16 protein-coding genes are annotated in these 19243 nt (G+C 64.5%); 11 read left to right on the forward strand and 5 right to left on the reverse strand.

Annotated elements, in window-relative coordinates; translation table 11 throughout:
- Positions 1–18 precede the first annotated feature (18 nt).
- Complete coding sequence (locus AC1D0O_RS19240) at positions 19–1560, reverse strand: sugar ABC transporter ATP-binding protein (RefSeq protein ID WP_477655094.1); 1542 nt, start codon at positions 1558–1560, stop codon at positions 19–21.
- A gap of 492 nt (positions 1561–2052) precedes the next feature.
- Between AC1D0O_RS19240 and AC1D0O_RS19245 the strand changes: the two genes are divergently transcribed.
- Together AC1D0O_RS19245 and AC1D0O_RS19250 are read left to right on the forward strand one after the other, a co-directional pair.
- Positions 2053–2913 carry an IclR family transcriptional regulator gene (locus tag AC1D0O_RS19245; RefSeq protein WP_477655095.1) on the forward strand — a complete coding sequence of 287 codons (861 nt, stop codon included), beginning with the start codon at positions 2053–2055 and terminating at the stop codon, positions 2911–2913.
- 132 nt (positions 2914–3045) lie between these two features.
- Complete coding sequence (locus AC1D0O_RS19250) at positions 3046–5139, forward strand: ATP-dependent helicase (protein WP_477655096.1); 2094 nt, start codon at positions 3046–3048, stop codon at positions 5137–5139.
- A gap of 380 nt (positions 5140–5519) precedes the next feature.
- Here the strand turns inward: AC1D0O_RS19250 and AC1D0O_RS19255 are convergent, their stop codons facing one another.
- A complete protein-coding gene (locus AC1D0O_RS19255; RefSeq protein ID WP_477655097.1) occupies positions 5520–6338 on the reverse strand; it encodes a phosphate/phosphite/phosphonate ABC transporter substrate-binding protein in 819 nt (272 codons plus the stop codon).
- Between the two features lie 376 nt (positions 6339–6714).
- Between AC1D0O_RS19255 and AC1D0O_RS19260 the strand changes: the two genes are divergently transcribed.
- From AC1D0O_RS19260 to AC1D0O_RS19290, 7 genes are all read left to right on the forward strand, one after another.
- Positions 6715–7101, forward strand: coding sequence for a hypothetical protein (locus AC1D0O_RS19260; protein WP_477655098.1), 387 nt, complete (start codon positions 6715–6717; stop codon positions 7099–7101).
- Between the two features lie 59 nt (positions 7102–7160).
- Positions 7161–8363, forward strand: coding sequence for a phospholipase A (locus AC1D0O_RS19265; protein ID WP_477655099.1), 1203 nt, complete (start codon positions 7161–7163; stop codon positions 8361–8363).
- Positions 8364–8445: 82 nt separating this feature from the next.
- Positions 8446–9762, forward strand: a complete 1317-nt coding sequence (locus tag AC1D0O_RS19270; protein WP_477655100.1) for a cation:proton antiporter — start codon at positions 8446–8448, stop codon at positions 9760–9762.
- A 242-nt stretch (positions 9763–10004) separates the two neighbouring features.
- The gene (locus AC1D0O_RS19275) at positions 10005–11204 is read left to right on the forward strand and encodes an imelysin family protein (protein WP_477655101.1); all 1200 of its coding nucleotides are present in this window, start codon (positions 10005–10007) and stop codon (positions 11202–11204) included.
- Positions 11205–12671, forward strand: coding sequence for a di-heme oxidoreductase family protein (locus AC1D0O_RS19280; RefSeq protein ID WP_477655102.1), 1467 nt, complete (start codon positions 11205–11207; stop codon positions 12669–12671).
- A 5-nt stretch (positions 12672–12676) separates the two neighbouring features.
- Positions 12677–13768, forward strand: a complete 1092-nt coding sequence (locus tag AC1D0O_RS19285; protein WP_477655103.1) for an imelysin family protein — start codon at positions 12677–12679, stop codon at positions 13766–13768.
- 9 nt (positions 13769–13777) lie between these two features.
- On the forward strand, positions 13778–14920 hold the full coding sequence (locus AC1D0O_RS19290) for a DUF1513 domain-containing protein (protein ID WP_477655104.1): 1143 nt from the start codon (positions 13778–13780) through the stop codon (positions 14918–14920).
- 23 nt (positions 14921–14943) lie between these two features.
- Here AC1D0O_RS19290 and AC1D0O_RS19295 read toward each other — a convergent pair whose 3' ends face one another.
- The gene (locus tag AC1D0O_RS19295) at positions 14944–15765 is read right to left on the reverse strand and encodes a hypothetical protein (RefSeq protein ID WP_477655105.1); all 822 of its coding nucleotides are present in this window, start codon (positions 15763–15765) and stop codon (positions 14944–14946) included.
- 192 nt (positions 15766–15957) lie between these two features.
- Positions 15958–16242: a DUF4148 domain-containing protein gene (locus tag AC1D0O_RS19300; RefSeq protein ID WP_477655106.1), complete on the reverse strand. Its 285-nt coding sequence runs from the start codon at positions 16240–16242 to the stop codon at positions 15958–15960.
- 207 nt (positions 16243–16449) lie between these two features.
- Here AC1D0O_RS19300 and AC1D0O_RS19305 point away from each other — a divergent pair, with 207 nt between their 5' ends.
- The gene (locus AC1D0O_RS19305) at positions 16450–17376 is read left to right on the forward strand and encodes a LysR family transcriptional regulator (protein ID WP_477655107.1); all 927 of its coding nucleotides are present in this window, start codon (positions 16450–16452) and stop codon (positions 17374–17376) included.
- Between the two features lie 395 nt (positions 17377–17771).
- On the forward strand, positions 17772–18092 hold the full coding sequence (locus AC1D0O_RS19310; protein ID WP_477655108.1) for a DUF4148 domain-containing protein: 321 nt from the start codon (positions 17772–17774) through the stop codon (positions 18090–18092).
- Between the two features lie 203 nt (positions 18093–18295).
- Here the strand turns inward: AC1D0O_RS19310 and AC1D0O_RS19315 are convergent, their stop codons facing one another.
- On the reverse strand, positions 18296–19132 hold the full coding sequence (locus AC1D0O_RS19315) for a hypothetical protein (protein WP_477655109.1): 837 nt from the start codon (positions 19130–19132) through the stop codon (positions 18296–18298).
- Positions 19133–19243: the final 111 nt, after the last annotated feature.

A 19243-nucleotide genomic window follows, 5' to 3' on the forward strand; every position in this document is an offset into this window, starting at 1 on the left:
ATGCTTCCGCTGTTGTTTTTAGAAGGCGGCAGCAAGGGCAACCGGGCTGGAAGCGGCCGCCGGCGCTTCGCGCTGGGTGGCCAATTGCATGATTTTTTCCTGGGTCGCATCGCGGGCCGACAGCTCTCCGGTGATGCGGCCCTCACACATCACCACGATGCGGTGGCTCAGGCGCAGCACCTCGGGCAGTTCCGAGGAGATCATCACGATCGCGCGGCCTTGCGCCGCCAGCGCGGTGAGCAGCTTGTAGATTTCGCTCTTGGCGCCCACGTCGATGCCGCGCGTGGGCTCATCAAAAAACAGGATCTCGCAGTCCCGCACCAGCCATTTGGCGACCACGATTTTTTGCTGGTTCCCGCCCGACAGCAGCGCCACTTTCTGCTGCGCGCTGGGTGTCTTGATGCCCAGCTGCGCGATCAGTTTCGCCGCCGTTTGCTGCATCGCGGCGGGCTTGAGGAGGAAGCCGAAGCTCAAGAAGCGCCGCAGGGTGGCCAGCACGATGTTGGTCTGCACATCCATGCCGGTGGCCAGGCCAAAGTGCTTGCGGTCTTCCGACAGGTAGCCGATGCCGTGCGCCACCGCATCGGCCGGGCTGTGCACCGCGACCCGGCGGCCCCTGACCCAGATCTCCCCCGAATCCCTTTTGTCGGCGCCGAATACGGCGCGTGCCACTTCGGTCCGGCCGGCGCCCATCAGGCCGGCAAAGCCCAGGATCTCGCCCTTGCGCACGCTGAAGCTGACATCCTTGATGGTGCGGCCGCGATTGAGGCCCCGCACCTCCAGCACGGTCTCCCCGCCCTGGTCGCCTGCCGGCGGCCTCTCGTCTTCGAGCAGCGCGCGCCCCACCATCATGCCGATGATGGTGTCCATGCTGGTGGTGGCGGTCGGCACGGTGCCGATGTACTGGCCGTCGCGCATCACCGTCACGCGGTCCGAGATGCGCTTGAGCTCGTCCATCTTGTGCGAGATGTAGACCATGCCGACACCCTGGCGCTTGAGCTGGCCGATGATGCGGAACAAGTCGTCGATTTCGGCGTTGTTCAGCGCGGCGGTGGGCTCGTCCAGGATCAGCACGCGCGAGTCGAAGGACAGCGCCTTGGCGATCTCGACCATCTGCTGGCGCGCCACCGTCAGGTCGCAGACCAGCGTATGCGGCTCCAGGCTCAGGTTCAGCCGGTCGAAGATCGCCTGGGTATCACGGGCCATCTTTTCGGTGTCGACGAACAGGCCCAGCCGGCCGAGCGGCTCGCGTCCGATGAAGATGTTCTGCGCGACGCTCAGGTGGCCCATCAGGTTGAGCTCCTGGTGGATGATGCCGATGCCCAGCGCCTGCGCGGCGCGCGGGCTGCTGATCTCGACCGCCCGGCCGTCGATGCTGATCTCGCCGGCGTCCTTCTGGTAGACCCCGGCCAGTATCTTCATCAAGGTAGATTTGCCGGCACCGTTCTCGCCCATCAGGGCATGCACTTCGCCGGCGGCAAGCTCAAACCGGGCGTTGTGCAGCGCGCGCACTCCCGGGAAGGACTTGCACAGCTTGGTGATGGCCACAAGAGGTGTCATGAGCGGTTGCTGGCAACTGCGGTGTTCACTCAGGTCGTTATGCCGCCGCCGACCCGCAGCGGCTCGCCGTTGGCCAAGTGGCCCGTCCGCCGGCGAGCAAGGCCGCGGCCACCAGCCCGGACGCCGGCGCTGAGACCGATACCGTTTTCTTCTCAAATCGTCCTGGGTGCATAACAAAAACCTTTTTTAGCTGACGGACCACTGCGAGGCGGGGGCGCCAAAGGCAGGAAACTTATCGTTACAAATAGTTCATTGATGAACAATCTATTCACTTATGGATCGAAACGGTGTGAATCATAGAAATTTGCTCATCTTTCCAAGCTCCGGACTTTCCCTAGGTCAGGATTTAATTTATTGATGAACATTAAGTGCAAAAGTAAATAGACTCAAAGCAATGAAGGCGAAAGTCCTCGCAAGCACCGTGTGACATATCAGGAGCGCGGAGTTACATATCAAAATTGCAATGCCTTTGCCCTCACCCAACCTGCCGCCATGACACCAAAATCTTTTCCCCTGACGCCCGACCCGACCCAGAACGACGCTGGCGACACCGCATCTCCGCCTCTTGCGGAAGACCGCTACCGCGCCCCGGCGCTCGACAAGGGCCTGGACATCCTGGAGTTGCTGGCCCGCCAGCCGCAGGGCCTGACGCGCGCGGAGATCGTCAAGGAAATGGACCGCAACGCGAGCGAGATCTACCGCATGCTGGAGCGTTTGGTGGCGCGGCAATATGTGATGCGCTCGCTCTCGGGTGACCGCTACTCGCTGAGCCTGAAGCTCTTCTCGCTGGCCCACATGCATCCACCGCTCAACCGGCTGGTGACCCAGGCCATTCCCATCATGGAAGCCTTCGCGCAGAAGGCGGAGCAGGCCTGCCACATGGGCGTTTATGACCAGGGCAATGTGCTGGTCACCGCACAGGTCAACGGCCCCGGCACCTGGAGCATGACGATCCGCGTGGGGGTGCATGTCGGGCTGGTCGACACCGCCTCGGGCCGGGTGTTGCTGGCTTTCGCCGATGCCAGCCAGGCCCAGCAAATGCTGGCCCAGCACACGGCGCTCGAAGGCGAGGTGCCGATCGAGTCCGATGCATTGGCCGCCGCCCTCGGCGTGATCCGCAAGCAAGGCTATTTCGAGCGCGACAGCCTGCAATCTTTCGGCGTGGCCGATATTTCCTGCCCGATCTTCGGGCCCGACCACAGCGCGCTGGCGGCGCTGACCTGCCCTTACGTGCGGCGCATAGACCGCCACGTGGGCCCCGACCAGAAAACCGTGCGACTGCTGCTGCAACAGGCGGCACAGGCCTTGTCCTTGACGCAGGGTGGCTTCGCGCCTGCGAGCCGCCAGGCATGAAGCCGCGCCGGGCCCGGCAGCGCGAATGATTTGATGGCCTCAAAAGGGCAGCCGCTATGATTTGCCCTTCACCGGCAGTCCTTGACATGGCCGGTCCCGCGCATTTTTTCTCCTTGGAATCGATTCTTTTTCATGACTCACGGCCTGAACCTCGCCCAACAAGAAGCCGTGAACTACCTGCATGGTCCCTGCCTGGTGCTGGCGGGCGCGGGTTCGGGCAAGACGCGGGTGATCACGCACAAGATTGGCCGCTTGATCCAGTCGGGGCTCAAGCCGGAGCAGGTCGCCGCGATCACCTTCACTAACAAGGCCGCCGCCGAGATGCGCGAGCGGGCCAAGGCGCTGATCGGCAAAAGCGCCAAGGGCGTGCTGATCTGCACCTTCCACGCGCTGGGCGTGCGCATGCTGCGCCAGGACGGCGCGGCGCTGGGCCTGAAGCCCCAGTTCTCGATTCTCGACAGCGACGACGTGACCAGCATCATCAAGGACGCCGGCGGCAGCACCGACGCGGCCACCGCTCGGCAGTGGCAATGGACCATCAGTCTGTGGAAGAACATGGGCCTCAACGCGGCCGAGGCCATGGCGCAGGCCAACGGCGACGAGGAGCGCGCCATCGCCCGGGTGATGGCGCACTATGAAGAACGCCTGACCGCCTACCAGAGCGTGGACTTCGACGACCTGGTGGGCCTGCCGCTCAAGCTGCTGCGCGAGCACGACAGCGTGCGCAGCAAATGGCAGGAGTCGCTCAGCCATGTGCTGGTCGACGAATACCAGGACACCAACGCCACCCAGTATGAAATGCTCAAGCTGCTGGTGGGCCCGCGCGGCCGCTTCACCGCGGTGGGCGACGACGACCAGTCGATCTATGGCTGGCGCGGCGCCACGCTGGACAACCTCAGGAAACTGCCGCAGGACTACCCCAACCTCAAGGTGGTCAAGCTTGAGCAGAACTACCGCTCGACCAGCGCCATCCTGCGCGCGGCCAACAACGTGATCGGCCCCAACCCCAAGCTGTTTCCCAAGACGCTGTTCAGCGAGCTCGGCGAGGGCGAGCCGGTGCGCGTGGTGGACTGCGACAGCGAGGAACACGAGGCCGAGCGCGTGGTGGCGCGCATCCAGAGCCTGCGCGCCGAAGGCAGCCTGCAGGCCGAGGGCGGCCAATACAAGGAGTGGAAAGACTTCTGCGTGCTGTACCGCGCCAATCACCTGGCCAAACCTTTCGAGAAGGCTTTTCGCAAGGCCAACATTCCCTACAAGGTCTCGGGCGGGCAGAGCTTTTTCGACCGCGCCGAGATCAAGGACCTGTGCTGCTGGATGCGGCTGCTGGTCAACAACAACGACGATCCGGCGTTTATGCGCGCGGTGACCACGCCCAAGCGCGGCATAGGCCACACCACGCTGGGCGCGCTGGGCACGTTCGCCAGCCAGTCCAAGCAGAGCCTGTTCGAGGCGCTGTTCAGCAACTCGCTGGGCTCGGTGCTGCCGGCCAAGGCGGTGGGCTCACTGCATGAGTTCGGCCGCTACCTCAACGACCTTGAGTACCGCGCCAAACGCACCGTGGGCGCCGAGGACGCGCGGGTTTTCCTGAACGACTGGCTCAAGGAAATCGATTACGAAAAACACCTGTATGACGGCGAGGACAGCGAGAAGCTCGCGGCCGCGCGCTGGACCAACGTGATGGATTTCTGCGACTGGGTGGCACAGCGCTGCGGCGGGCAGATCGACGACGCCTCGGGCGCGGTGGTGGCCGCCGAAACCAAGACCATGCTGGAGGTGGTGCAGACCATCGCGCTGCTGTCCACCATCAGCGAACGCGAAGGCGACCAGAACGTGGTGACGCTGTCCACCCTGCACGCGGCCAAGGGCCTGGAGTGGCCGCACGTGGTGCTGGCCGGCGTGAACGAGGGCCTGCTGCCCTTCAAGCTGGAAGACGACGACGGCACCAATACCGACAACATCGCGCTGCGCCTGCAGGAAGAGCGCCGCCTGATGTATGTGGGCATCACGCGCGCGCAGCGCACGCTGGCCGTGAACTGGCTGCGCAAGCGCAAGAAAGGCCGCGACATGATTCCCGGCGCGCCCAGCCGCTTCATCGCCGAGATGGCGCTGGACAAGGCCACGGTGAAGGAAGACCCGCGCGAAAAGCTCAAGGCCTTGCGCGCGGAGTTTGCGAAAAAATCCGCTGAGGGGATTGCGGCGGCAGCGGCGGCGGCAGAGACTCGCTAACGCCGCTCTATTCCGTGGCTAATTCGGTGCGAGATTAGGCGCAACCCCGCAGACAGTGCTTAGGGCCTGTTAACCCTGTGTTTGCAAGATGCGTTGCGAGTCAAAAAGGCCTTGAGCAAGGCGCAAAACGCAGGCGGGGTGAACCCCGTCAAGGCTTTGCAACGCCGCGCAAGGCCTTTTTGATCGCAACCCGGAGGGAATGGGGTGAAAACGGCGCCACTCGGCGTTGCGCTCCTAGCGCAGACACCCGGTCTGCGCGTCGTCGCGCGCCTTGATTGGCGCCGTTTTCACCCCATTCGCATTTGCAAACACAGGATTAACAGGCCCGCGCACGGCAAGGGGGCTGCAACGACATATCGCGTTGAAATAGGAATGGGACATCACAGCCCAAGCCATTTGCCGAGATCCATCAGCTTGCCCTGGTCATACTCGATGAACCCTTGCACGGTGAGCGCATCCAGCCGTTTTTTGCCGTCGGCGGATTGATCCAGCCCCACAAAGTAGGCGGTGATCTGGGCGCGCTCCGCGTCGGTCAGCTTGCCGCTGGCGAGCAGGTGCTTGATGGGTACGGGCTTGCTGGTGGCCAGCACCTTGCCGCCCTTGGCCTGCCAGTCTTTGACCACCGCGCGTGACGCGGTGACGCCTGAGGCGACCATGTTGTTTTCCACCATGAAGGGCACCGCGTCCTGCAGTTTGACGTAAACGGTTTCCACCGGTTGCGTCCCGAGCGCGTCTCGCAAGGTGGCGCGCATGATCACCGAGGTGATGGAGTCTTCACTGGGCGCGCCTATCTTGAGGCCCTTCAGGTCGTTGATGGACTTGAGCGGTGAGTCGCTGCGCACCATGAAGGAAGCGCTGTAGTCGGTGAAGCCCTTGGTCAGCGCGATCAGGCGGTAGCCGTTTTTGGACATCGCCCGGATGGAATGATGAGCCGGGTGCACATAGGCGATGTCGTAGCGCTGCTCTGCCATGCCGGCCGCGAGCTCTTTGTAGTCTGTTACGGGCTGTATCTTGACCGGACGCTTGAGCAGCTTGCCCAAGTCCTCGGACAGATCGCGAAAACGCTCGACGGTCGCGCCCGGATTGACGCGGTAAGTCACGCCTTCGTTCACGGCGAACACCAATGGCGCCCCCTGGGCCGAGGCCTGGCCGGCCAGCAAAGCCAGCACCAGCACACTTATGTATTGACGGATTTTCATGGTGGGGCCTTTCGGAGAAAAAAATGGAAACAAATTCAGTATCTCAGTTACAAACAGTTTCAACTCGCGGGTTTGCCTGAGTTGCGCGTCATAGAAGATGTATTCGTGAGATAGTGCGCAAGCCCCGGGCTGTGCGTTGCTTAAATCCCGCACCCCACGGCCCGGGTTTTCATTCCACCGCTGCGCAGACCGGCCACCCGGCCGCGTCTGCGCAGCGTTCCTGCAGCCCCGTTCCGAACGGCTTCGAGCCGGCGTTCACCTGTTCATGACTTCGAATACCTTCCGATTTGCTCTTTTGTTGATAGCAAGCTGCACACTGTTTACCGGGGTAAGCGCCCAAACCAAAGCTGATAGCGGATGCCCCGCGGCGACGGACATGAAGGCCGCTCAGCTTTACGGCCTGTGGGCCGTGCGTTTTGCCAACCCGCCCGCCGGCCTGCCGGCCCGCGCCACCATGCTGCTGGAGCGGCACGCGGAATTCGCCGAAAGCCTGGCCGGTATCGTGAGCCGCGACCTGGGCGCGGCCGCCGGCTCCAAAGCCATTGCCGGCCATGCCGCCAAGGCCGCGCTGGCCGGCGACCTCGAGGGCGGCATGCTGCTGCTCGACGAGTCCTCCGACAACGTGAGCATCACCGGCACCTGGAACGGCGAAATGGTCGAGGGCTCCTGCGGCAAGGCCTTCAAGGGCAGCTGGAAAGACACCAGCAGCAGCGCGCCCGACAACGCGCCCGACATTCCCTTCACGCTGACCCGGCTGCCTTGAACCCCAAGCGCGGGCGCCTGAAAATTCCTTTAAAACATCACCGAACCGACTGCCCAACCATGCGACCGATACCCTCCCTATTTGCCGCGCCCCTGCTGTGGGGCGGCCTCCTGGGGCTTTTCGCCATGTTCCCGGCACAGGCGCAAACCCCTTCTTCGGCTTCCGTACGCGCCCCCATCCCGGGCTGGCAGGCTTGCCAGGCCATGAAGGCCGACCCCGCCGCGCAACTGGCCTGCTTCCAGCAATGGGCCGACGCGCAGACGCCGGCCAATATGCCCGCGCCCAGCCTCACCACGGCGCCGGCCAATCCGGCGACCGGCCAGCCGGCCACGCCTGTGCTGCTGCTGCCTTCGCTGAACACCGAGGCGCCGGACGGCAAACCCATAGGCTGCAAGAACACGAAGTACTCCGAACTCTCGCGCTTCTGGGAGCTGCAGCGCGGCACCGATTGCGACACTTTCTCCTTGCGCGGCTACCGGCCGATCTCGCTGGCGGTGGTCACCTCCGACAGCGTGAACATGCAGCCCTCGTCGCCGTCGCTGGGCCATACCGCGCTGACTTCGCAGCCCTATATGCGGACTGAAAACAAGATCCAGCTCTCGGTGCGCACCAAGATTGCCAAGGGCCTGCTGAAGAACGGCCCCGAGGACGAGGACGACCACGACTCGCTGTGGTTCGGCTACACGCAGCAAAGCTACTGGCAGCTGTTCAACGGTGCCATCTCGCGGCCTTTCCGCACCACCGACCACGAACCTGAAATTCTCTACATCTACCCGCACCAGATCCCGCTGGCCGGCGGCTGGACCTACCGGCTCTCGGGCCTGGGGCTGGTGCACCAGTCCAACGGGCAGTCGCTGCCGCTGTCACGCAGCTGGAACCGTGTCTATCTTATGGGCGCGGCGGAAAAGACGCTGGGCCAGGACTCGGGCCTGATCCTGCAGGGACGCATCTGGGACCGGCTCAAGGAGTCTTCGGGCAACGACGACAACCCCGGCATCGAGAACTACATAGGCCGCGCCGAAGTCACCGGCAGCTGGCAGATCAACAAGGCCAACACAGTGGGCGTGACGCTGCGGCATTCGCTGCGCAAAGAGGCCCGCGGCTCGGCGCGTTTTGACTGGATGATGGCGCCCGCCTCGTCGCCCAACTACACCGGCCTGCGCTACCACGTGCAGCTGTTCAGCGGCTATGGCGACAGCCTGGTGGACTACAACCGCAAGCGCAACGTCCTGAGCGTTGGCTTAAGCCTGGTCGACTGGTAGTCGCGGCGCCGCCACCCGTAGCCAGCACAAGACGGCGTGCCGGCTGATACGCACGGGCGCGCACCGGCCGTAAGCTCGGGCCATGAACGAGCCCACCACCTTCACCCTGGCCTGCATCGTGGCCGGCGCGCTGCTGATCGCGATGACGCTGGGGGGCTCCTTTATCGCGCGCCTGCCGCTGAGTGCCGCCATGCTTTACCTCGGCGTGGGCGTGGCCGTCAGCCCGGTGGGGCTGGGGCTGCTCAAGCTCGACGCGCTGAAGAACGCCGTACTGCTGGAGCGCCTGACGGAAGTGGCGGTGCTGGTCTCGCTGTTCACCTGCGGCATGAAGCTCGAGTTCCGCCGGCACGACGGCCGCTGGCGCATTCCGGTGCAGCTGGCGACGGTCTCCATGGTGCTCACAGTGGCGGCCGTCGCCGCGCTGGGCGTGTACCTGCTGAACCTTCCGCTGGGCGCGGCCGTGCTGCTGGGCGCCATCCTGGCGCCCACCGACCCGGTGCTGGCTTCCGATGTGCAGGTGGCCGATCCCGGCGACCGCGACCGCCTGCGCTTCGGCCTCACGGGTGAAGGCGGGCTCAACGACGGCACGGCCTTTCCTTTTGTCATGCTCGGCCTGGGCCTGCTGGGCCTGCACGAACTCGGCGAGGGCGGCTGGCGCTGGTGGGCCGTCGACGTGCTGTGGGCGGTGGCCGGCGGCCTGGCATTGGGCTGGCTGCTGGGCACGCTGGTGGGCCGCGCCATCCTCTACCTGCGCATGCGGCACCGCGAGGCGCTGGGCTCGGACGAATTTATCGCGCTGGGGCTGATAGGGCTCACCTACGGCCTTGCGCTGCTCAGCCATACCTACGGATTCCTGGCGGTGTTCGCGGCCGGGCTGGCGCTGCGCCGCATTGACGAACCCCATGTGCGCCCGCAGGCGCCGGCACCCGATCCCGGTGAAACGCTGAGCCCCGCGGAGCAGGAGGCTTCGGGCGCGGAAGCGCCGGCCCACATGATGCGCGCGGTGGCGCGCTTCAACAGCCAGCTGGAGAGTTTTGTCGAAGTCGCCATCGTGCTGGCCGTCGGCGTGCTGGTGGCCACCGTGCGCTTTCGCCCGGAGGTGCTGTGGTTCATCCCGGTGCTGTTCCTGGTGGTGCGGCCGCTGGCGGTTTACATCGGCCTGCTGGGCACACGGGTCAGGGGCACGCAGCGCAACCTGATGGGCTGGTTCGGCATACGCGGCATCGGCTCGCTCTACTACCTGTTGTACGCCATCAACCACCATATCGAGCGCGCGCTGGCCCAGCAACTGCTCTCGATCACGCTGGCCGTCGTCGTGGCCTCGGTCGTCGCGCACGGCGTTTCGGTCACGCCGCTGATGAAGCGCTACGAAGCGCGCAAAACCGGCCGGCGGCGCTGAGAGCCGCTCAAAACCCCTCCTGGCGTTGTCGCCCCGCCTTGCCGGGCTGGAGCCCTGTCTGCGGCGGCGCGCCTGGCCAGGACCGTTTCGCTGATTTTTTTGAGCAGTTCTCGGTCCCCTTCGATTTTTCACTCCATCGAACCTGGCGGGAATGACCCGGCATTCCGTGTGTCGATGATATTGATAACTATTCTCATTTGTATAATCCCTTTTTTGCCATTCCCAAAAATCCAGGAGCCGCCATGACACCCGTGCTGAAACCCGTCTTTCTTGCCACCCTGCTTGCCCTGCTCGCTGCGCCCGCCATGGCCCAGTCCGCAGCCGCCGCAAGCGGCGCAGCGGCACCGGCAGCGCAGGCCGTAACTGCGCCCGCCGTGGCCAAGCAGTACGCCCAGCTGGTGCTGGCCAACTATGAGGACACGCTGGCCGGCGCGCTCACGCTGCAAAAGGCCGTGCAGTCCTTCACCGCCGCGCCTTCTGACGAAGGACTCAAAGCCGCGCGCAAGGCCTGGCTGGACGCCCGCGAGTTTTACGGCCAGACGGAGGCCTTCCGTTTTTACGGCGGCCCCATCGACGACAAAAACGGCCCGGAAGGCCGCATCAACGCCTGGCCCATGGACGAGTCCTATGTCGATTACGTGAAAGACGCGCCCAACGCCGGCATCATCAACAACCGCAAGGCCGTCATCGGCAAGAAGCAGCTGGCCAGCCTGAACGAGCGCAACGGCGAAGAGAACATCGCCACCGGCTGGCACGCCATCGAATTTTTGCTGTGGGGCCAGGACCTGAGCACCACCGGCCCGGGCAACCGCTCGTTTGAAGACTTCATCGACGGCAAGAAGCCCAACGCCGATCGCCGCCGCCAGTACCTGCAAGTGGCGACCGATCTGCTGGTAGACGACCTGCGCAGCCTCACCAAGGCCTGGGCGCCCACGGCCACGTCTTACCGCGCGAAATTCGAGCGCGGCGGCATGGAGTCGGTGCGCAAGATGTTTGTCGGCCTGGGCTCGCTCTCGCGCGGTGAACTCGCGGGCGAGCGCCTGGAAGTCGCGCTGGCCAGCCAGGACCAGGAAGACGAACACTCCTGCTTTTCCGACAACACGCACCGCGACGTGGTGAACAACGCCAAGGGCATACAGAACGCCTGGCTGGGCCAGTACAAACGTGCCGACGGCAGCACGCTGAGCGGTGCTTCGCTGCGCGAGCTGGTAGCCGCCAAAAACCCGGCACTGGCTGAGCGCACGACCCAACAGATCGCCGCATCGGTCGCCGCCGCTGAAGGCATACAGGCACCGTTTGACCGCGAGATCGTCGGCGCCAAGGACGCGCCGGGCCGCCTGCGCGTGCAGAAAACCATAGACAGCCTGGTGCAGCAAAGCAAGGACCTGGTCGAAGCGGCCAACGCGGCCGGCATCACCAAGCTGACCCTGGTCAAACCTTAAGTGTTGCGCGCCGCTTCGCCCCGATCGCTCCCGCGCTCCCTGCGCGCGGGGCTGCTGTGGCTGGCCGTGACGGGCCTTGCGGGCCTGGCCTTCTGGGCGTCCGCGGGAGCCGCACACGACCCCGTTGCACCCGATGACGAAAAAACCGGCGGCGACACCACCGTGTTCGCCACCGGCCAGAACGCGTTCTCGTTTCCGCTGGCCAACCTGCCCGATGAGGAGCGCACGCGCTTCGTCATCGGCAATTCATTTTTCAAGCGCAATTGGGTGCAGGCGCCATCGTCCACCACCGCGCGCGACGGCCTGGGCCCGCATTTCATCGCCCGCTCCTGCGGCGGCTGCCACGTGCAGGACGGCCGCGGCGCGCCGCCGGATTTCACGCGCGGCCTGTCCGACCAGCCCGTGGGCCTCTTGCTGCGGTTGTCGATTCCAGGCAAGGACGTGCACGGCGGTCCCCTACCCGATCCGGTGTATGGCGACCAGTTTTCAAACTTCGCGGTCCAGGGCGTGACACCCGAAGGGCAGATCTCGCTGCGCTATGAGACGGTACGCGGCAAGTTCGCCGACGGCACGCCTTACCAGCTGCAGAAACCGCGCTACGGTTTCAGCAAGCTCAACTACGGACCCATGGCCAGGGATGTGATGCTGAGCCCGCGCATCGCGCCGCAGATGGCCGGCGTGGGTTTGCTTGAAGCGATTCCCGAGGCGGAGATCCTGCGCAACGCGCGCGACCAGGCGACCCTGGGCGGGCCTGTGCGCGGCGTGGTCAACCAGGTATGGGACGCGCCCACGCAGCAAATGCGCGTGGGACGCTTCGGCTGGAAGGCCAATGTCGCCACGCTGGCCCACCAGACCGGCGGCGCCTTCCTCGGCGACATGGGCATCACCTCTCCGCTCTTTCCCAAGGAAACCTGCACCAGCGCGCAGAAGGACTGCCTGGCCGCGCCGCGCGGCGCGCAGGGCAAGGCGCCCGAGATCGACGAGAAGACCTTTAACGACGTGGTGTTCTACGAAAGCACGCTGGCGCCGGCCGCGCGGCGCAATCCCAAGGATGCCCAGGTGGTGCAAGGCCAGAAGCTGTTTGCCGCAGCGCAATGCGCCGCCTGTCACCGCCCGAGTTACGTGACCGGAGAGATTCCCTTCCCGCGCCTGGGCAGCAAGGCCGCGCAGGGCCAGACCATCTATCCCTACACCGACCTGCTGCTGCACGACATGGGCGCGGGCCTGGCCGACAGCCGGCCCGACTTCCTCGCGAACGGCCGCCAGTGGCGCACGCCACCGCTGTGGGGCCTGGGCCTGGTGCCCGACGTGAACGGCCACAACCGCCTGCTGCACGACGGCCGCGCGCGCGGCGCGCTGGAGGCGGTGCTCTGGCATGACGGCGAGGCCAAGGCCAGCAAGGACAAGGTCCTGCAGATGAATGTGCAGGAGCGCGCGGCGCTGGTCAAATTCCTCGAATCGCTGTGAGCGCCATGAAATCCTTCCTCAACCCTTTGAAGCCGGCCTTGGTGGTTCTCGCCGGCGCCGCCTTCCTGCTGGGCGGCGCCGCGCAGGCGCAAACCGTCCCGTCCAATGTCGCGGTGCCGTTCTACACGGCCGGCGACTTCATGCGTGGCGTCTACCGCTTCTGGTACGCGCCGCAAGCCGCCGCGTTCGCCGAGCAGGCCGGCGGCCTTCCCACGGCGATCTCCGCGGTCTGCGATGCGGACGCCGGTGCGGCTGCGGCCAGACTGGAGCAGGCGCGCGAACGCTGGAAAGCCAGTGCCTTCGCCTGGGATCGCCTGAGCGGCGTGCAGATAGGCCCGCTGGTGCAGCGGCGCTCGGCGCGCCAGATCGACTTCACGCCGACGCGGCCCGAACTCATCAAGCGCGCGATCCAGGCCGCCCCGCAAGACGCCACCGCCATGGAAAGCATAGGCACGCCGGCCAAGGGACTGCCGGCGCTGGAGTGGCTGCTGTGGAGCCAGCCCACCGCGCCAGGCACACCGGACTGCCGCTACGCGGCGCAGGTGGCCGCCGACATCCAGCGCGAAGCCGACATCCTCGCCAAGGCCTTCGGCGAACTGGCCGCCCGGCCGCCCGGCCAAGGCGAAGAAACCCACGGCCCCGCGATGAGTGAACTCGTCAACCAATGGACCGGCGCACTGGAGCGGCTGCGCTGGGCCGAAATGGAAAAGCCCCGCCTCGCCGGCAGCGCGCAAGGCGGCCGCAACGCCGCCGCTTATGCACGCGGCGCCAGCGGCCAGACGGCCGCGCGATGGGCCGCGCAATGGCAGGCGCTGCGCACGCTGGGCGCCTCGCAAGCCCCCGAAGCGCCCCGGCCCGGCGAGGGCCTGGCGCCGATTGAAACTTATCTGCGCGGCTTGGGCCGCAACGAACCAGCCGACGCGCTGGCGCAAAGCGTGGGCAAGGCCGACAAGGCGCTGCAAAATCTCTCGCCCGCGAACCGGGCCGGCGTCACCGCCGCTGGACGCTCGCTCGCCGATCTGAAAAAACTCGCGGAAGCCGAGATCGCGCCGGCGCTCGAGGTCAGCATCGGTTTTTCAGACGCTGACGGCGACTAGGAATCCGCCATGCAGCAAGCCCAGACGACATTGCAGCGCCGGCAGTGGTTGGCGCTGGTCGCGGCCGGTGCGGGTGCCTGGATCAAGCCCGCCCTGGCAGCAGCCGCCACCGCCCCGCCGCTGCAACTTGCCGCGGCCTGGGAGGCGGCCCATGGCTATCAGGTCGGTGTGCTGGCCTATCGCGGCGACACGCTGCAGGTCGGCGCCGCCCTGGATGTACCGACGCGCGCCCACGGCGTGTGGGCCGAGCGCGGCGGCACGCTGCTGGCCGTGGCACGCCGGCCGGGGGACTGGCTGCTGCGCTGGCGGCCCGAAGGCGAAGGCAGCGCCAAGGCCATCGCCTGGGCTTGGGCTGACCCGGACCGCGCCTTCAACGGCCACGTGATCGCCGGCCCCGGCGGCAAGACGCTCTACACCACCGAAACAAATCTCGAAACCGGCCAGGGCCTGGTGGGCCTGCGCGATGCCGCCACGCTTGAAAAAATAGGCGAATGGCCGACCCATGGCATGGACCCGCACGAACTCCTGCTGGATGGCGACGGCAGCCTGGTCGTGGCGAACGGCGGCATTCCGGCACTGCCGGAAACCGGCCGCCTGAAGATTCACATGGACCGCATGGACGCCTCGCTGGTGCGGCTGGACACGCGAAACGGTGCCCTGCTGGGCCAATGGCGCCTGGCCGACAAACGCCTGAGCCTGCGGCACATGGCCTGGGGCCGCGCGCCAACGGCAGGCGGCCCGCGTGTACTGGGCATCGCCATGCAGGCTGAGCATGACGACACCGGGGCCAAGGCCCGCGCGCCCGTGCTGGCGCTTTTTGACGGCCGGCAGTTGCAGACTTGTGCTGCCGACCCCGGGCAGGTGCTGGCCGGTTACGGCGGCGACATCGCCTGGGCCGCCGGTGGTTTTGCCGTGGGTTGCCCGCGCGCCAACGGCGTGGCCGTATGGCAGGCCGATGGGCACTGGACAGGTTTTTTCCCGCTGGAAGAAGCCTGCGCCGTCGCCTCAGCTTCTACAGCGGGCGAAGCTGACACCACACTCTGGGCTGGCGGGCGGCTGGCTGCACTGGCGCGTGATGGCACGGGGCGCACGGCTTCGCCGGCGCTCAGGAATGTGCGACTGGACAATCACTGGGCGCCGATGGCAGGCTAGTGTTCGCCCTCATCCGGCGCACTTCACAGCTTCTTCCACAGCTCACCGTCCCTGGAACGGTAAGTGCCACCCGTAGCGCAGCAGCCCCCCGCACCGAAGGCGATGCGCCCGAGGGTGACAGTGACGACGCCGTTGTCTGCCTGCAGCGACTGCCGCTCGCAATACGTGAAGAATGGATAGAGATCGGGTTCGAGCACCATCTGCCAGCCGTTCTCTCCGGATCCCTTGGACTCCTTGGGCATGGCGCGATAGACCTTGCAGTCATGCACCGCGAGATGCACCGGCTTGCCGCCCAACGTCCCGTTGAATACGCGCTCCGGCGGTATCGCCGCCATAGGATCCGGCTCGGCCGGTGGCGCAACAGGGACACTGCCGGCGCCTGCCAGCCCCAATCCAACCCCCAGCCCGGCAGCCAGCAGGAGCTGACCCCAGAGCATGTTCCGCTCAGGCCTCGTCACCGGCGAAAACCCCTGCCACGCCAGCGTGGCCGCAACTGCGGCCGACAGCACGGTGGGAACCCAGACCAGCAGCTCCCCTGCTTCGGTGGATGGACTGATCGTCCAGGCAACAGCCAGCACGGTCGCATTGACCAGCAACAGCACAAGGCAAGCCCATGGCCGGATCCGGGAGAACAAGCCTGCAATCAGCAAGAGCACCGTGCACAGCAGCATCGCGGGCAGGACCACCACGCCTGAAAACAGCAGCTCGAACACTCCCAGCAGCCAGCCACCACTGCCCGCCATCTTGCCCACGGTGTACAGGTAAAGCGCCACAGCCATGCCAGGCAGGGCCAGCAGTTGCGCGGCGACAAAAGCGAAGGCGTAAGGTGTGTTGGAGGTTCTCAAGATGACGGAGATTCTAGAGTGCGGCTGAGATACCGCCGATGCGGCCCAGGCAGACTGCTCCGCAGAGATCGCCGGCGGAAGAATTGAAAAGGTGTTCCTGCGTTCGTCAGGCACCAATGCACTCGCCCCGGCAACCCTTTCAGGCGGCCGGGGCGATTGCGCCAGAACCGGCCAAAGCCGGCCTTGCACAGCTTATTGCTGGCTGGGCTTCACAAGCTCGGCTGCAGCCTGGGGAGCCGTGCCGGTCTTTTCGGCACGCGGAGCGGCCAGGTTTTGCTGGGCGGTCGCGCCGTTGAAGCCCGATGCCGCATCGGCCTTCTGGGCCTGCAGCACTTCGCTTTTGACTTCAGCGCGGGTTTTGCTCGAAGGTGACTGCATCTGCTCCAGCAGGAAAGCGTTCAGGGGCTGGGCGGACGCGGCCACGGAAGTCAGGGCGGCAACAGCAACAACAGCGGCGGCAATAAAGTTCGATTTCATGATGAATATCCTCTCAGAAGTTAAGTGACGTTCCGGGCATGGCGGGCTCATCTCCCCGTCTGTCCAGCCTCGGTGAGTCGCCTTGTAAGTGGCTTCGGCTCATCGATGTATGAACTGTATTCCTGTTAAATCGAACAAAAAATACCAATCCCAACAATACATTGCTGTTAAATTAGCAACAATAAAGGTGTTATATAAGGGTTAACCATGGACCGACTCCAATCAATGCGCGTATTCCAGCAAGTGGTGGACGACGGCAGTTTTGCCGGCGCGGCGCGCAAATTCGACATGTCGGCCGCCGTCGTGACCCGCCTGGTCGGCGACCTGGAAGACCACCTGGGCGTGCGCCTGTTGCAGCGCACCACGCGCCGCCTGGCGCTGACCGATGCCGGTGAAACCTACCTGGCCCGCGTGCGGCACATCCTGAGCGACATCGACGAAGCCCACGCCGCCGCCCAGGCCCATGCGCAGGAGATGTCCGGCACCATACGCATCATGACGCCGCCGGTGTTCGCCGTGCATGTGCTGGCGCCGCTGGTGGCCGAATTCGGCCGGCGCTACCCCAAGGTCGTGCTCGACATCCATGTGGACTCGCCGCTGGTGCCGCCGGTGGAAGACTACGACCTCACCCTGCTGGGCGCGGCCGACACCTTTGATGCCAACATCATCGCGCGGCCCATTGCTTCGTCCGACGGCGTCCTTTGCGCCTCGCCCGACTATCTGCGCCGCAACGGCATGCCGGCACGGCCCGAGGACCTGCCGCAGCACCACTGCCTGCGCGTCAAGGCAACGGCCAACCGGCATCGCGTCTGGCGCCTGACCAATCCCAGCGAAGGCAAGCGCGTCGTCGAAGTGCAGATCGAACCCAGCATGCTGGTCAACCACACCGACACCTTGATACGCGCCTGCGTGGACGGCGCCGGCATCATGAGCCAGTCCATCGACCTGGTGGCCAATCACCTCAACAACGGCGCGCTGCAGCGCATCCTCTCGCCCTGGATCACCGGCACCAACACCCTGTACGCTGCGCTTCCCAGCCGCAAATTCATCCCGGTGCGCACCAGCGTGTTCCTCGAGTTCATGACCGAGTACACACGCAGGGTGATCAAAAAGATGGACACGCGGCAGGACTGAGTTTTTACCGGGTTTTGCGCGCGGTCCTGGGCCGCATGGAAGACCGGCGGTTCATCCCCACATAAGCAACAAGGCAGGCGCGATCACGCGCCGGCCGGCTTCATGCATTCGGTGCGGCATCAAGCCATTCAAGCTGCGCGGCGAAAGATGCATGCGTTCTTGACGCGATGCTTTCAAACTTCCGTGTGAAAAAAGTTCCGCGATTCCGCGTTTTCATTGTTCCAGTTTCGGCAATGGAATGTTCTGCAAACGCGCACTTGTCCAGAGGGCTTGGAGGAACAAGGTTGGATGCATCGGTGAGCCACATTCATAACAGCGACTCAGCGAGGAAGGCCCTTCGGGCACCCAGCCCGTCCGACCGGATTTTTCAAAAAACTGTCTAAAGGAAATTCATCATGAAATCGAATCTCGTCTCCGCCTCCGTTCTTGCCGTCTCCGCACTCGCCTTCTTCGGCTCCGCCAGCAGCTTCGCCGAAGGCCGCGATCCGTTTCCCCAAGACCAGGTGAATTCGGTCAGCACCAAGACCCGCGCTGACGTCCGCGCCGAGCTGGCGCAAGCCCAGCACGAAGGTTATTCCGTGAACATCGGCCCGACCTACCAGGCCCCCGAAGCCAGCGCCCCCGCCAGCACCCGGAGCCGCGCCGAAGTGAAAGCAGAAGCCGGAGCCGCCGTGTCGGTGTCCACCCTTGAGCGCGACTACCCTGTCGTTCAATAAGCGTTCTACGCGCGGTTGATTGCCGGGCGGAGTTGCAAGAGGCTCCGTCCCAGGCCGCTAAAAACACAAAACCTCCTGCAGCGCTTTGCGCTGCAGGAGGTTTTAAAGTGCGCGCCTGCCGAGCCTCAGACGAAGTGCCGTTCCCCTTGGAGACTCTCTTGATGGAACAGAGCGCACCCGCCTATGCGACCGCCGGGTTGGCCTCAACCCGCCAAGGCGGCCTCAAGAATAGGCCGTATGTCCCGGTTCCGAAAGGCCTCAAATCCAGATTCTTCTATGGCTTTACGACGATTTTCATTGAAGACAATGTCGTGGCACTCTTGAACAAGCATTGACGGAGACGCCACGCAGATTCCGGCGCGAATATCCTCCTCAATCACAGTTTCTGGATCAATATCGGCCACGACAGCTTTGCGATTGGCCAACAGATAAGAAACACGAACGACTTCGAATATTTTTTTCGCCGTATAAAGATTGATATTCACGATGACTTTTGATCGCGCAATCAACTCATCCCTCGCCGCCCCATACAGGCCGCACACAAAGACTGACTTGAGCCCGGAATGGCACAGATGATGGAACGCATCCATGCGATCGGGTCCGGGTGCTCCGTACATCAGAACGTCAATGTCCTGGATCGGCGCTTTGGGAATTCGCGTCAGAGGTTCGGCATAACCCACCGGCACGATCCGGCAATCCGCATTGAGCTTCTTCCACACATCCGCATTCCCCTCGCTGTAATCCCATATTTTGAAATTCGCAGCGGCATGCATCAGCGCCGGCCTCAGTAAGGTCGCACCCCGAATTTGCTCGAAGTTATAAACAATGGTGGAGGGTGGCAGCTTGTTCACCACATCCATCTCAAGCACCTGGGCGCCAAAGATGATGTTCGTTGCCGACTCAGAGAAGGTGTCCACGCCGGACTCCACTGTGTGCCCCAATTCACGCAGGCCCCAGACGACGGACTCAACTACTTCCAGGTAGGCGTTTAAGCCATACGCCCGGCCATTGCTCATGATGTGGGTGACGTGGTACTTCAATTGAGTTCCTGGTATTGGCTGCAGTTGAAATTCATCGATCAAGGCCTGAAGCCATGGTTAAGCATCATTATCGATAGGCCGCCGGGCGCTCTGCAACGCAGCCTCGGCCAA

Source organism: Polaromonas sp. P1_F2 (assembly GCF_056405735.1).

Excerpts from the sequence above, each read along its gene's own strand:
- AC1D0O_RS19250 (WP_477655096.1), top strand. The coding sequence starts at position 3,046 with ATGACTCACGGCCTGAACCTCGCCCAACAAGAAGCCGTGAACTACCTG.
- AC1D0O_RS19260 (WP_477655098.1), top strand. The coding sequence starts at position 6,715 with ATGAAGGCCGCTCAGCTTTACGGCCTGTGGGCCGTGCGTTTTGCCAAC.
- AC1D0O_RS19270 (WP_477655100.1), top strand. The coding sequence starts at position 8,446 with ATGAACGAGCCCACCACCTTCACCCTGGCCTGCATCGTGGCCGGCGCG.
- AC1D0O_RS19310 (WP_477655108.1), top strand. The coding sequence starts at position 17,772 with ATGAAATCGAATCTCGTCTCCGCCTCCGTTCTTGCCGTCTCCGCACTC.
- AC1D0O_RS19290 (WP_477655104.1), top strand. The coding sequence starts at position 13,778 with ATGCAGCAAGCCCAGACGACATTGCAGCGCCGGCAGTGGTTGGCGCTG.
- AC1D0O_RS19300 (WP_477655106.1), bottom strand. The coding sequence starts at position 16,242 with ATGAAATCGAACTTTATTGCCGCCGCTGTTGTTGCTGTTGCCGCCCTG.
- AC1D0O_RS19255 (WP_477655097.1), bottom strand. The coding sequence starts at position 6,338 with ATGAAAATCCGTCAATACATAAGTGTGCTGGTGCTGGCTTTGCTGGCC.
- AC1D0O_RS19285 (WP_477655103.1), top strand. The coding sequence starts at position 12,677 with ATGAAATCCTTCCTCAACCCTTTGAAGCCGGCCTTGGTGGTTCTCGCC.
- AC1D0O_RS19240 (WP_477655094.1), bottom strand. The coding sequence starts at position 1,560 with ATGACACCTCTTGTGGCCATCACCAAGCTGTGCAAGTCCTTCCCGGGA.
- AC1D0O_RS19275 (WP_477655101.1), top strand. The coding sequence starts at position 10,005 with ATGACACCCGTGCTGAAACCCGTCTTTCTTGCCACCCTGCTTGCCCTG.
- AC1D0O_RS19305 (WP_477655107.1), top strand. The coding sequence starts at position 16,450 with ATGGACCGACTCCAATCAATGCGCGTATTCCAGCAAGTGGTGGACGAC.
- AC1D0O_RS19265 (WP_477655099.1), top strand. The coding sequence starts at position 7,161 with ATGCGACCGATACCCTCCCTATTTGCCGCGCCCCTGCTGTGGGGCGGC.
- AC1D0O_RS19245 (WP_477655095.1), top strand. The coding sequence starts at position 2,053 with ATGACACCAAAATCTTTTCCCCTGACGCCCGACCCGACCCAGAACGAC.